We start from the raw sequence: 12,247 nt of genomic DNA, 5'->3' as shown, positions 1-12,247 counted from the left end.
GGGCATTGATGAAATATTTGCCCTTTGTCTCCAAACCACATTTATAAAGGAGCTGCGCAAGTAGCTTACCCACACCTACAAAGGGATTATACGCAGGTGAACCTGATAAAATAAGCGCATTGAGCTCATAAGAAAAATGCTTCAAATAAGCGCGTGAAAGCAAAGAACCCATAGAATGCCCAAGTAGAATCAATTTTTGCGGAGCAAAACGCGCTTTTGCTATCTGTGTAAGCTCGTGCATATCCATAACCGCGCGTTCAAAGCCACTAAGCTGTTGATATTGGCTTAAATCTTTATCTGTATTATCGGCTATACCTTTCATCTCTCCACATTGATGTGTATTATCTATGCTTTTGCCGTGTCCCCTATGATCATTAATCACTACAATAAAGCCAGATTGAGCGAGTTTTGTGCCTAGCCAAACATAACGCCCCTTATGCTCTACCATTCCGTGAGCAATTTGCACCACCACAGGATATTCAAATGCCTTTGGCATATACACATCATAGAATATACGCAAAGAATCTGTGCGCGAGATAAAAGATAAATCTTGCTCCCTTATCACTTCTATATTTTGCTCTTGCATTTTCGCTCCTTTGTATAGACTTGGTTATTTTGCGATATGTTTAAGCCAAGCCACCAATGCCTCTTCATCGCCATTAAACGCATTAAGGTCAATATATCGCTCTCCGCCAGAATAGCCCTTTAGCACACCTTTGGGGTTGTATTGCCAAAATTTCCACTCATCAAAATACAAGCCAAAACAACGTGCAATCAAAGAATGTGGCGAAAAAAATACAGAGCGAATCCATAGCGGATATTCCTTATAACGCTCACGCAAATACATATCATAAAAACTTGGCGTAGTATAAATAATAGGCTTTACTCCATAATGCTTTTCAAGAGCAAAAAGCATTGCATCAAGCTCACTATATATAGATTGCGCACTTGGGGGATTACTCGCCTTTGTGCCATAAAATTCTAAATCAACAACCGGGGGCAAAATCTTACTATAAGCAGAGCGAGGCACATTTTCAATAAAATTTGCCGCCTGTGTGATTCCTGCTGAATCAAAACTAAAAAAATGATATGCTCCCACATACAGCCCTATTTCTTGTGCGGCTTGAAAGTTATATGCAAATTGCTTATCAACCCAATTACTTCCCTCTGTGGCTTTAATAAAAGCAAAACGCACATTTTCTAAAGCGAGTATATCCCATTTGATTTGCCCTTGATGCGCAGATACATCAACACCCTTTATAGGATAAGATTCATCGCTTGGCATATTAAACCATACAAGTCCATTATGTTGCAAAATAAAAAACACCCCTCCAAGCACACAAACTATAATAACATCAATAGCAAAACGTCCAAGTTTCCTCACATTTTAAGCCTTGCGTAATATTTTTCAAGCAAAAAGTTGGGTTGATACGAGAGTTTTGCTTTACGCAACCCCTCTATACCCAAATCCTCTTCGCGATTGGCATATTGTGTATTTGCAAAATGATGCTTTAATAAAGCTTGATTAATTGCCTGATACGCGCCATTAAAAGCAATATTTGCTTTCTCAATATGTATAAGCGCACAATCACAATCAAGCTCCTCCCCAAAGCTAAAAGCCACAATCTCACCATCAATGCGCAAAAGCCCTCCTTGCAAACACAGCTCATCAAAATGCCTAAGAGCATCATTAATGCCAAGATTCTCAAAATATAAACCCTTATCATTTTTATCTGCTTTTGCATACCACATATTATTAAGGGCTATGACTTCATTCATATTTGCATTTGTGAGGGATTCAAATTGTGTTTGAGGATATTGCAAATAAAAGCGATTGAGATGATTTTTTTTCTTATGAAACTTCCGCCCACTTAACTCAATAAGCTCTTGGGTAAGATACATATAATCAAATCTATCACGTTTTTGCTCTATTTCAAAGCTTTGAGGGAAACATTCACTAAGCTCATCGCATTCATTTTGTAGCAAAGAGCGAAACTCTAATGGGAGATGCAATGCCTTATAATGCTGTATTAAGGCTTCAATAACAGGCTTTTTATCCCCCACTCCCAAAGGATAAAATACAAAGGGATTTTCATTAGGATAGCGCGTTTGTATGATACATTGCCCTTGTAAAAGCGCATAACTAATCTCACGAGCGTGCCGCCACATAAACATATTTGTAAAATTTGTATCTGAAATCCACCGCCCTTTTGTTTTCACAAAAGGTTGTAATATTGCCTTATCACTTAACTCTAGCACCTTAAATTCTATCATTTTAGCCTTTTTACTCCCGCATATCAGTGAAACCATAACTACCAAGCCATTTAATCTCATCTGCCCTTTTTTCTAAAAGCCTCTGTAATGGCGGATCTTTATAATGCCCTTCACAATCGATAAAAAATCCCATTCTAAAATCATCATTCCCTTGCACAGGACGAGAATCTATGCGCGTGAGATTAATGCCTTCTTTTTCAAAATCCCCTAATAATCGAAACAAATCGCCCATCTTATCTTTCTCTTGAAAATGCACAAAAAGTGAAGTTTTGTCCCTTTTGCTTGGAGGAAGCTCAAAATCACTCACAATCACAAAACGCGTTTTATTATTCACAGAATCTTCAATATGCTCAAACATCAATGGGAGCTTGTAGATTTTACCAGCAATCTTAGAGCCAATGGCGGCACTTTGGGGATTATTTGCTGCAAGTTGCACCGCACGCGCGGTAGAATCTGTGGGGATTTGCTCAATATGATGTAAATTATGCGCATTAAGGAAATTGCGACATTGCCCAAAAGCAATATCTTTAGAATAAATTGTTTTAATATCGCTCAAATGCTCACAATTACTTAAAAAACTATGATGAATAGGCAAAATCATATCCGCAATAATCTTAAAATCAAAACGCACAAGTAAATCAATGCTCTCCCCCACCATACCATTTGTATTATTTTCAAGTGGCACAACACCATATTTTACGCGCTTAGCATATAATGCCTCAAAAACAGCACTAATCGTATTGAGTGGCACATATTCGCTCATCGCCCCAAATCGCTCTTCTGCAGCCTGATGTGTATAACTCCCAATAGGTCCTAAAAATGCTACTTTTTGAGGAAGCTCGAGATTGCGTGAGAGAGCAAAAATCTCTTGATAAATAGCCTCAATAGCGTAAAAATCCATAAACTCACTGCCTTTTTGATGAAGCCTTTGGACAATCTGCCTCTCACGTTCTGGGCGATAAATCGCACTGCCACGTTTTTGCTTATGCTCACCCACTTTGGCAACAAGCGCCATACGGCGATTGAGGGCATCAAAAATGACATCATCAATTTCATCAATTTGCGCACGCAAAGCCTGCAACACATCATCTTGTGCCATCACTCACTCCCTTTGTATGTAGAATCTATAGAGTGCTGCAATAAGTCCTCCTCATCTCTTGTCATCTCTTCAAAAGATTCTCGATGTTTAATAAGATATACCTCTTCACCCATAAACGCCACTTCAGCAGGGCGCGGACGCGTATTATAATTACTTGCCATACTTGCTCCGTATGCGCCAGCATTTTTTATCATCAACACATCTCCTGCGCATAAATGAGGCAAATGCACATTTTTTGCCAAGAAGTCGCTACTCTCACAAATAGGTCCCACTACATCACAGAGACTTTCTTGGGCTTGAGGTGTGAAAGAAGTATCAATACAATCCCCTTTGTTTTTAGCATTTGTATGTTTAGAATCTAAAAGACACACTTCGTGTGTAGCATTATAGAGTGCAGGACGCATCAAATCATTCATTGCTGCATCAACAATCACAAATCGCTTCTTGCCATTATATTTTTCATAAAGCACACTTGTAAGAAGTACTCCGCTCTCTCCCACAAGAAAGCGTCCGGGCTCACAAATAATCGTCAAATCAAGCCCATAAAGTGCGCTTAAAATCGCTTGAGCATAATCATAAGGCTCAATAAGATTCTCATCGCTATATCGTATGCCAATCCCTCCGCCTACATCAAAAAATTTTAAATCAATTTTGAGGGCTAAAAGGCTATGAGTAAGCTCTGCAATTTTTTGTGCAGCTTGAGAAATAGGTGCAAGCTCTGTGAGCTGTGAGCCAATATGAAAATGAATCCCCACAGGCTCAAGATGTGGAGCATTTTTAGCAAAAATATACATTGACTTTGCTTGCTCTATATCCACGCCAAATTTATTTTCACTTAAGCCTGTGGAGATGTAGGGATGTGTTTTGGCATCAATATTTGGATTGACGCGCACAGAAATACGCGCAACCTTATTAAGATTTTTTGCCAAAGATTCTATGCGCATAAGCTCTGCTTCGCTCTCTACATTAATCAATAAAATATCGCTTTCTAATGCCTGCATAATCTCACTATCACTTTTACCTACCCCACTAAAAATAATTTTATATTTGGGAATCCCTGCCTTTAATGCTCTTTTTACCTCACCAATAGATACGCAATCCGCCCCACTTCCAAGCTGTGCGAGATGATGAATAATAGAGAGATTTGAATTAGCTTTGAGTGCATAGCAAATAAGCGATTTTCGTGCCTTAAAAGCATCTTTTATGGTATGAAAAGCTTGTGTTATCTGCGCCAAATCATACACATAAAGGGGTGTTTGATAGGTTTTGGCAAGCTCTAAATAATTCATATCTACTCCTCATAGTCCTAATGAAGCAAGTTTCTATAATTTTTTATTTTTTTTGAATTTTAGGTTAATCATTTTGTCGCATAATTCTAGCCACAATAGCATAATGTTGTGTTAAAATTCCCATTTGCTTATTGAAAATTTAAGGATTATTATGACTTTATCTCCTGATAGTGTTTTTATGCTCGTAAGTATATTTTGTGTAGCTATATTCGTGCTTGTAACGATGCTATGGCTTTTTGGTCCCACGCCCAAAAGATTGTTAATGAGCAAACAAGAGGAAGTAGAAAATGTAAGTATTGAAGATATTATGAAAGTTTTGGATAATCCAAAAAGCACCTTAACAAAGCTCACTGAAACAGCAGATACTTTTTTTGAACACTATGATAAACTTGAACTAAGCGACTATCGCAAAAAAAGTTTTCTTTTTGCAATCACTATACATAGCAATACATCTACTGAACTCATTCTCAAAACTGAAGAGCGATTACGAGAGCTTAATCCAGACTTAGCGCGAGAGCTTAACAAAACGCTTAATCGCGCCCTTGATGCAAGAGACTTACGATAGCCACCTTAATTACTTAATTATATATTAAGAGGTAATATGCACAAAATCATAAGCTTATGTGCTGTATTATTGCTTTTGAATGCGTGTGAGCAAACAGACAATGCACCCGCAGAATCTCATCTCTCTAAAGAAGCTCCCCTATCTCCCAAAGCCCCTAATATTAAGCCCACACAACATCATTTTGCTCCTCTCAGTGCGTTTGAAAAAACTTGGCTAGAGGCATATTTTGCTTTTGATGCTGATGCAATGGAATGGGAAAAGGCAAAGCAGATAAGAAAAGATTTATATGCTGCATCTTGTAAGAGTGGTGTTATAGAATCTTGTGATATGGAGCATTTTGCTTTTGCACCTTTGTATAATATATGGGGAGTAAATGCTCATAAAATAGCACAACAAGAGCAAGATTTGCAAGAGCGATTAAAAGAGCTCACGCAATCTTATCGTAAATCTTGTGGCGATGATGCAGACATCAAAGCACTGCTTAATCCCTCCTCTACCCTCGCTGAAGCGCAAAAGATTGCACACTCCTTTGTTCCCTCCAATTACGCACCAATATGCGTGAGCCTCTCTCATTCTCTCTCTGCGCTCGTGCAGTATAACTACAGACAAAAAAATCCTTCCCCCACTGGCTTAAAGAAGCTGTTTTAGCAAATCTAAGTGCTTGTTTAAAAGCAAATAATCTTACCTCTTGTCTTTTTGCAGCAGAGTTAAGCAAGGCTTCTGGTCCTGATATACAAATATTTGCTTCACCCCTTGATAAAAATATATCTCTATTAGCAAGTGAGTATGGCATAATGCTAAGCCAAGAGAGATTAGAGGACATTGCTTCTTTAAATCCTACACAAGCCCTCTCAAAGGAACAAAAAAGAGAGCAATTTCACTCTCTTGTGATATTAGCACTGCTCTCGCAAAATATGCTTTGGATTCTCACAAAGGACTTTTATACCAAAAAATATGAATACAGAGCGGAGTGCAGAGAGATTGAATATAGAGCGCAAGATTGGCTTATGGCACAAACTACGCAAGATTTTACACGCATAGGCTGCGTAAATAAAGAGGATTGTAAAAACAAAGAGAGTGTGCATAGCAGGTGGTTTAAGCGGCATTTTGAATGTCGATATTTTGATGATGAGGGCAAATTATATCCGCTCAATGAAGAATGTGCGCAGATTCTAAAACACACAAGATTCCAAGTAGCCCTCCTATTCATCACAACGCTTAAAGATATGATGAGTTTGCGCCAAGCCTATAATCAACACTATGAGCTTGCAAAGGCTCGTTATCTTGCAGCCTGTGAAGCAGGATTAGAAAGCTATATGTGTGAGAATCCACAATACTTCTACTCTCAAGGCATACATAGCTTTGTGCTTGAGACAGAGGGTATATGCCCCCCCCTGCAACCTATACCTTAAGTAATGCTAATGTTTCATTTGTGTGGGCTGAATGTCCTTATTATCGGCAAGACTTTGAGATTCTACTTTTAAAAGAAAATCTGCTAGCCTCGCCCCTGCTTGCATATATGCCTTTGCGCTTTGAGAATCTGGCTCAAAAAACGCAATAGGTTTGCCATTATCCCCACCCTCACGCACCTTTGGTTCAAGCGGGACTTGAGCGAGAATCGTTGTGTTATAAGTATGAGCGAGGCTTTCACTTGTGCCTTTTCCAAAAATATCATACTCCTTACCACAATTTGGGCAGATAAATCCGCTCATATTTTCAATAATCCCTGCAATTGGAATCTTAAGCTTATCAAACATATCAAGGCTTCTTGCACTATCATCAAGGCTTACTTTTTGAGGCGTTGTTACTATCACACCTGCACTCACTGGCACACTTTGAGCAAGTGTGAGCTGCGCATCTCCTGTGCCCGGTGGCATATCAATCACAAGCACATCAAGCTTACTCCATAGCACATCAGTGAGTAATTGCTCAATGGCACGCATAATCATAGGACCACGCCAAATAAGGCTCTGCCCCTCATCATAAAGCACCCCCATACTCATTATCTCTACACCAAAGGCTTTAAGCGGGATAAGCTTCTTTTGAGATTCATCAACTTGAGCTTTGGTGGCATTAAGCCCGAGCATTCGTGGAATATTAGGACCATAAATATCTGCATCAAGCAGCCCTACCCTCTTGCCCTGTTGAGCTAGGGCAATGGCAAGATTCACGCTTGTAGTGGATTTTCCAACGCCCCCTTTACCCGAGCTTACCATTACAAAATGTGCAATATGTGGAGCGAGATTCTTTGTTTTTGGCTCTTTTTGGGGAGCGGGTTTGGGGGGATTGATATGCAGATTCAAAGTCTTATCTTGTGTGATATGCGCGAGTTTTTGTGTAATATCCTGTCTCAAAGTCTCAATCACATCTTGTGCGCTTGAGGGTATATCTATAATAATATCTATTGCGCCCTCACTTACGCTCACTTTTTTCAAAAAACCATAACTCACAATGTCTTTTTGAAAATGCGGATAAATCACCTGTGTTAAAATATCAGTAATTTCTGCTTGTGTTGCCATTTCTTCCCTTTGTATTTGATATAAGCTCTATGCAAATGCACGCTTTTTAATCATCTCAATATAAAAGCGTGATTATAGCAAGAAATTTTAATCTTAGAATCCTCGTCTTTTTACCTCAATAAGCGGGCATAAAACTTACACATAATTTATACAAATGCGCTAGAATAGCTTTCAACCTTGCTCACTTGGAGAGCTTATGCTACTTGCTATTTATAGTGTATGTGTTTTTATCCTCATTGGCTATATTGCTAAACTTTTGCGCCTTGTGGGCGATAAACAAAGTGGTATTTTGCTTGGATTCTTGTTAAACTTTGCTATTCCTGCACAGATTTTTAATGGCACATATCACGCTCATATTGATATGGCTTTTTTTCTTGTATGCCTTGTGAGCTTACTTTGCTCCCTAAGCGGTGGTGGAGTGCTTTTTATCATTGGTAAAATGCTGAAGCTTCACCCTCATTCTATCCTTACTATGAGCTTTATGGGGGCTTTTGGAAATACACTCTTTTTGGGGCTACCTATCGTTAATGGCGCACTTGGGGAAGACTATGCTAACAAGGTGATTATTTATGATCAAATCGTTACAGGGATTCCTATTGCCTTTCTTGCACCTCTTATTTTAAGCCTTGGTGGAAAGGGGAGTTTTAGTCTAAGGGCTATTTCATTACGACTTTTTCAAAGTCCGCTCATTCTTGCTTTTCTCTCTGGGCTCTTGCTTAAATTCATCCCCCTAGAGATTCCTGATGATTTATTTCTCCCACTTAAAAGTCTCGCTCAAACCGCCACACCTGTGGCACTTTTTGCTATCGGGGTGCAAATGAGCCTCAAGGGCATCAAAGAAGAGTGGAGGCTTACTTTACTCCTACTCTTTGGCAAGATGATTATCGCGCCCTTATTCCTTTTCCTTGTCGTGCTTATAAGCTTTGGTGGATTTAATGACTTATGGCGTATGGCACTCATTGAAGTTGCAATGCCGCCAATGGTAAGTGCTGCGGCTATTGTGATTAAAGCAGGGCTAAATGCAAAACTTGCTGTGAGTGTTATTGCTTTTGGAATCCCACTAAGCTTTGCAAGTGTGCCTCTATGGCTTCTCATCACTTAAATAATCCTTAAAATCACACATTTTGTGTTACATTAAGGGCATATATAGCGCAAAAATGTTTTTTAGTAGCCACTTGACTTGTTTTTTTTTGATAGAGTTGCGCCGCGTATCAGCTTTTTTGGTGCGTAAATTCTTACTTAGAGGAGCTTGTATGAGAAACAAGTTGATTTTGGCTTTAGGTTTAAGTGGCGCAATGGCACTTTTAAGTGGTTGCGCAATGGGTAGCACCGGTGGACTTAACTCGGGAGTGCTATACTCTGATATGACAGGTCCTACACTAGCAACTTCAAATAGCGGAGCTTCTAAAGAAGGGTAAGCCGTGTGCCAAAGCATTCTTGGCTTGGTTAGTATTGGTGATTGCTCGATTCAAGCAGCAAGCAAGGCTGGGCACATTTCACAAATTAAAAGTGTAGATACAAAAATTTGGAGTATTTTAGGGCTTTATACCACCTCAACAACTATCGTAAAAGGCAACTAACCTAAAAACTCTTTTGGTTTTCTAAGGCAATATTCAAACCTACTCGAGCTTCCCAAAGACAAAGCCTCTTTGGGTAAGCAAAGGAATAATCTCTATGATTCCTGCATAAGTGCTACTTTTAGGTTTATTAAAATGATAGATAAGAATTGAACCATTGCGCACTTTGTCAATTTGCTTAAGCATTGTGCTTTTAGAAAAAGTCGCTCCTGCATCACCAAGCACATCAAAACCGCCAATTTCATAGCCTAAGTCTTTCAATACACTCACTGCTATTTCATCATAATAGGCTGTGCCTGAACGAAAATAGCGTGGAATCTTGCCTGTAAGCGAGACGATAAGCTTGTGATTTTCCATTACCTCATCATAAATTTGGGCTATTGATTCTGTGCCTTTGATATGATAAATGCTCCTGCCATTAGCACTTAAAGGAAGATGTCTTGCGCCGTGATTTTGGATAGAAAAAAGTGGATTGTGAGCAAGAGAGAGAAAATCATCGGTATGTTTTTCAATCCAACGCGCATTAATAAACAAAGTTGCAGGGATATTATGCTCAATCAAATAATCAATAATTGCTCTATCATAGCTCCCACCACACGCATCAAAGGTAAGATACACGATAGAAGGGAGACTTTGACTAGGCAAAAGTGTTGTAACACCGGGGAGATTTTCACCCCATTGCGAAGGATTCAGATGAGCATACCTGCGCTCTAGCTCCTCTAGGGTAATAGGCTTCATATAAAATCTCTTATAGCCTATTATCGCTATGACACAAAAAACGCCTAAAGCCACAAGACTTGCAAAAAAACGCTTTTTGTTGCTCATTTAATCCTCTATTGATGTTCTATATTTTGCACTTCTTCCTCGGTTTTTTCTATACGCGTTTTTTGCATTTGAATAATGGCATTAATCAGCTCTTTTGCAATATTATGGCTAAATCCTACGGCATTGAGCAAGGAAGTGCTAGCTTGCACACTCAATTCTTTTTTATTAAGCAGTGATTCTATATAGACAACAGAATTTTTATCCATTTTCTTAAAGATTTTTTTCTGTGCTTTAAGCTTTATAATAGCTTCTTGTGGGGGCATATTCCCAAAAAGCGAGATTTCATTGATATTACGCAAAAGCATTGCAAGATGCTCTCTTAATGTATTATATTCATTGGCCAAAATCTGATTCTTAGACAAGCTATTTTTTTTCAAATTTGGTTGCAAAAGCTCCATATTCTTAATCGCCTCCACGATATGACGAGATGATGAAGTAAGCAAGGCAAACTTGCGTATATAAGCTTGATCTTGCGTGTGAGCTTGGGTTTGTGTAGAAAAATCAAGAATTGCATTAAAAAGCACCTTGATCTTTTTAATATAAAAAATCTCTATATCAACATCTTCTTTTTTCCATATATTTTCTTTGAGTACCTCATTAATATCTTGCTTACCTCTAATATCCTCGCGTGAAAAACCAAGCGTGTGAGAAATAAGCTCAAAAGCATTTTCATAGAGATGCTCTATCTCGTGGCATAGAGCAAGAAAAGCTGTATCAGGGTATTTTACGATAGTATTATTGATATAAAGGGGCTTATCAATTTGCGAATCTTTTTCTGTCAAAGCCTTTTTAAGCAAAGCAGAAATTTTTGGGATAAAGGGGAGCAAAAGTATCACGGCTACGAGATTAAAAAGCGTATGAAAAACTGCAAGGCGCAATACACTCTCCTCACCCAAACCCAAAAATGATGAGATAGTCGTATTCAGCCACACAAAATAATCAAAAGTAGCAATCACAAGCAAAGCAATAGAAAAATTAAAAATACAATTTGCTACCGCTAATCGCTTCCCGTCTATATTTGTGCTTAAAGAAACAATAACAGCAGTCATCACGCCCCCTACACTCGTGCCAAGTGTCGCTGCTAGAGCATTTTCATAAGTCATACTACCTGTGGCAAGAGCAGAAATAATAATCGTCAAAGTCGCGTGTGAGCTTTGCACAATAGCCGTCATTAATGCGCCAAGCCCTACAAAAAGCAGCACTCCATGCAAACCCTCCATAGAATATTGTGAAAAATCAACAATATCCTTATATTCCTCAAAGCCATCTTTGATATAGCCTACGCCCAAAAAGAAGAATCCAAGTCCTATAAAAATCTGCCCAACACCCTTAGCTGTCTTTGTGCCTTGAAAATTAAAAAGCACGCCGCCTACAATAAGTGGCAAAGCAAGGGCGGAAATTTTCATACCACTTACTCCAGCAATCAACCACGAACCCGCACTATTACCTAAATTTGCACCAAATATTACACCAATACCTTGCCCAAGACTTAAAAGTGAAGCCGAGACAAATGAGATAGAAAGCACGGACACCAAAGTAGAGCTTTGCATAATCGCCGTAGCAATAGTCCCAAAAGTAACCGCTTTGAGCGCAGTATTCGTCGAGGCGGTGAGAATATTTTCTAAAAATCCTCCATTGAAAGTGCGAAATCCATTGCCAAGACAAGTCATACCAAAAAGCAAAATTGCTAGCCCTGCACTAAGGTCTGTGAGTGCATCGCCTGTGGAGACAAAATACACCACAGCGATAATACATAAAGGAATAAGATACTTTTGAAACATATATGCTCCCATTATTGTTAAGATAGAAATACCATTGTAACTTTTTAGCCTTTATGCCCCCTTAAATATACACTTTCTTCCTTAAAAAAAGAATAAGCGTTAATGCCCTAGGCAAATGCTTTCACTCAATGCAAAATCTGCAAGATATGTAACAATTTTAGATTTTATTTTTCAAATGCTTTTTTATTTTTTAAAGTCTCGCTTAAGGATTAAAATTGCACTCTCTTGCAGATTCTTAAATGAGAATCTCAAGCTTTTTTATCTTAAATAGATTCTAGATTCTAAAAACTCCAAAAATAAAAATCTATTCTTAGAATC

General features: G+C 38.7%; 14 protein-coding genes. 6 read left to right on the top strand and 8 right to left on the bottom strand.

Annotated elements, in window-relative coordinates; genetic code table 11:
- The 5 genes from J1E28_RS06350 to lysA all read right to left on the bottom strand — a co-directional run.
- Positions 1 to 586: alpha/beta fold hydrolase (locus tag J1E28_RS06350; RefSeq protein ID WP_291027899.1), on the bottom strand; the 586-nt coding region annotated here is incomplete at its 3' end.
- A 24-nt stretch (positions 587 to 610) separates the two neighbouring features.
- On the bottom strand, positions 611 to 1,384 hold the full coding sequence (locus tag J1E28_RS06345; RefSeq protein WP_291027896.1) for a GH25 family lysozyme: 774 nt from the start codon (positions 1,382 to 1,384) through the stop codon (positions 611 to 613).
- A complete protein-coding gene (locus J1E28_RS06340; protein WP_291027895.1) occupies positions 1,381 to 2,334 on the bottom strand; it encodes a phosphatidylglycerol lysyltransferase domain-containing protein in 954 nt (317 codons plus the stop codon). The genes J1E28_RS06345 and J1E28_RS06340 overlap by 4 nt, the downstream gene beginning before the upstream one ends.
- Positions 2,285 to 3,373, bottom strand: a complete 1,089-nt coding sequence (locus tag J1E28_RS06335) for a prephenate dehydratase domain-containing protein (protein WP_291027893.1) — start codon at positions 3,371 to 3,373, stop codon at positions 2,285 to 2,287. The genes J1E28_RS06340 and J1E28_RS06335 overlap by 50 nt, the downstream gene beginning before the upstream one ends.
- Positions 3,373 to 4,662 carry a diaminopimelate decarboxylase gene (gene lysA, locus J1E28_RS06330; protein ID WP_291027891.1) on the bottom strand — a complete coding sequence of 430 codons (1,290 nt, stop codon included), beginning with the start codon at positions 4,660 to 4,662 and terminating at the stop codon, positions 3,373 to 3,375. The genes J1E28_RS06335 and lysA overlap by 1 nt, the downstream gene beginning before the upstream one ends.
- Before the next feature lie 151 nt (positions 4,663 to 4,813).
- Between lysA and J1E28_RS06325 the strand changes: the two genes are divergently transcribed.
- The 3 genes from J1E28_RS06325 (at position 4,814) to J1E28_RS06315 (ending at position 6,639) form a co-directional block, all read left to right on the top strand.
- Positions 4,814 to 5,227: a hypothetical protein gene (locus J1E28_RS06325; protein WP_291027889.1), complete on the top strand. Its 414-nt coding sequence runs from the start codon at positions 4,814 to 4,816 to the stop codon at positions 5,225 to 5,227.
- 36 nt (positions 5,228 to 5,263) lie between these two features.
- Positions 5,264 to 5,875 carry a hypothetical protein gene (locus tag J1E28_RS06320; protein ID WP_291027888.1) on the top strand — a complete coding sequence of 204 codons (612 nt, stop codon included), beginning with the start codon at positions 5,264 to 5,266 and terminating at the stop codon, positions 5,873 to 5,875.
- A gap of 146 nt (positions 5,876 to 6,021) precedes the next feature.
- Positions 6,022 to 6,639 (top strand): hypothetical protein, encoded by a 618-nt coding sequence (locus J1E28_RS06315; protein ID WP_291027886.1) that lies wholly within the window; start codon positions 6,022 to 6,024, stop codon positions 6,637 to 6,639.
- 6 nt (positions 6,640 to 6,645) lie between these two features.
- Here J1E28_RS06315 and J1E28_RS06310 read toward each other — a convergent pair whose 3' ends face one another.
- A complete protein-coding gene (locus tag J1E28_RS06310; protein WP_291027884.1) occupies positions 6,646 to 7,746 on the bottom strand; it encodes an Mrp/NBP35 family ATP-binding protein in 1,101 nt (366 codons plus the stop codon).
- A gap of 196 nt (positions 7,747 to 7,942) precedes the next feature.
- On the opposite strand from J1E28_RS06310, the gene J1E28_RS06305 reads away from it, so the two are divergent.
- The 3 genes from J1E28_RS06305 to J1E28_RS06295 all read left to right on the top strand — a co-directional run bounded on the left by J1E28_RS06305 (position 7,943) and on the right by J1E28_RS06295 (position 9,326).
- Positions 7,943 to 8,848 carry an AEC family transporter gene (locus J1E28_RS06305; RefSeq protein ID WP_291027882.1) on the top strand — a complete coding sequence of 302 codons (906 nt, stop codon included), beginning with the start codon at positions 7,943 to 7,945 and terminating at the stop codon, positions 8,846 to 8,848.
- A 151-nt stretch (positions 8,849 to 8,999) separates the two neighbouring features.
- A complete protein-coding gene (locus J1E28_RS06300) occupies positions 9,000 to 9,164 on the top strand; it encodes a hypothetical protein (protein ID WP_291027880.1) in 165 nt (54 codons plus the stop codon).
- Positions 9,165 to 9,167: 3 nt separating this feature from the next.
- Positions 9,168 to 9,326: a TRL domain-containing protein gene (locus J1E28_RS06295; RefSeq protein ID WP_291027878.1), complete on the top strand. Its 159-nt coding sequence runs from the start codon at positions 9,168 to 9,170 to the stop codon at positions 9,324 to 9,326.
- A gap of 39 nt (positions 9,327 to 9,365) precedes the next feature.
- On the opposite strand, the gene J1E28_RS06290 is transcribed toward J1E28_RS06295, so the two are convergent.
- Both J1E28_RS06290 and J1E28_RS06285 read right to left on the bottom strand, forming a co-directional pair.
- The gene (locus J1E28_RS06290) at positions 9,366 to 10,148 is read right to left on the bottom strand and encodes a polysaccharide deacetylase family protein (RefSeq protein ID WP_291027876.1); all 783 of its coding nucleotides are present in this window, start codon (positions 10,146 to 10,148) and stop codon (positions 9,366 to 9,368) included.
- An 8-nt stretch (positions 10,149 to 10,156) separates the two neighbouring features.
- On the bottom strand, positions 10,157 to 11,929 hold the full coding sequence (locus J1E28_RS06285; RefSeq protein WP_291027874.1) for a Na/Pi symporter: 1,773 nt from the start codon (positions 11,927 to 11,929) through the stop codon (positions 10,157 to 10,159).
- Between the last annotated feature and the right edge of the window lie 318 nt (positions 11,930 to 12,247).

The sequence above is a fragment of the Helicobacter sp. genome (assembly GCF_022511165.1).
GTDB lineage: Bacteria > Campylobacterota > Campylobacteria > Campylobacterales > Helicobacteraceae > Helicobacter_C.
Note: the sequence above shows the minus strand (reverse complement) of the source record. Positions and strands in the feature narration are given on the sequence as shown.

What these genes read in the sequence shown, in the direction of transcription:
- J1E28_RS06300 (WP_291027880.1), top strand. Translation starts at nt 9,000, where the DNA reads ATGAGAAACAAGTTGATTTTGGCTTTAGGTTTAAGTGGCGCAATGGCA.
- J1E28_RS06290 (WP_291027876.1), bottom strand. Translation starts at nt 10,148, where the DNA reads ATGAGCAACAAAAAGCGTTTTTTTGCAAGTCTTGTGGCTTTAGGCGTT.
- J1E28_RS06285 (WP_291027874.1), bottom strand. Translation starts at nt 11,929, where the DNA reads ATGTTTCAAAAGTATCTTATTCCTTTATGTATTATCGCTGTGGTGTAT.
- J1E28_RS06310 (WP_291027884.1), bottom strand. Translation starts at nt 7,746, where the DNA reads ATGGCAACACAAGCAGAAATTACTGATATTTTAACACAGGTGATTTAT.
- J1E28_RS06325 (WP_291027889.1), top strand. Translation starts at nt 4,814, where the DNA reads ATGACTTTATCTCCTGATAGTGTTTTTATGCTCGTAAGTATATTTTGT.
- J1E28_RS06305 (WP_291027882.1), top strand. Translation starts at nt 7,943, where the DNA reads ATGCTACTTGCTATTTATAGTGTATGTGTTTTTATCCTCATTGGCTAT.
- J1E28_RS06340 (WP_291027895.1), bottom strand. Translation starts at nt 2,334, where the DNA reads ATGAGATTAAATGGCTTGGTAGTTATGGTTTCACTGATATGCGGGAGT.
- J1E28_RS06315 (WP_291027886.1), top strand. Translation starts at nt 6,022, where the DNA reads ATGCTAAGCCAAGAGAGATTAGAGGACATTGCTTCTTTAAATCCTACA.
- J1E28_RS06320 (WP_291027888.1), top strand. Translation starts at nt 5,264, where the DNA reads ATGCACAAAATCATAAGCTTATGTGCTGTATTATTGCTTTTGAATGCG.
- J1E28_RS06335 (WP_291027893.1), bottom strand. Translation starts at nt 3,373, where the DNA reads ATGGCACAAGATGATGTGTTGCAGGCTTTGCGTGCGCAAATTGATGAA.
- lysA (WP_291027891.1), bottom strand. Translation starts at nt 4,662, where the DNA reads ATGAATTATTTAGAGCTTGCCAAAACCTATCAAACACCCCTTTATGTG.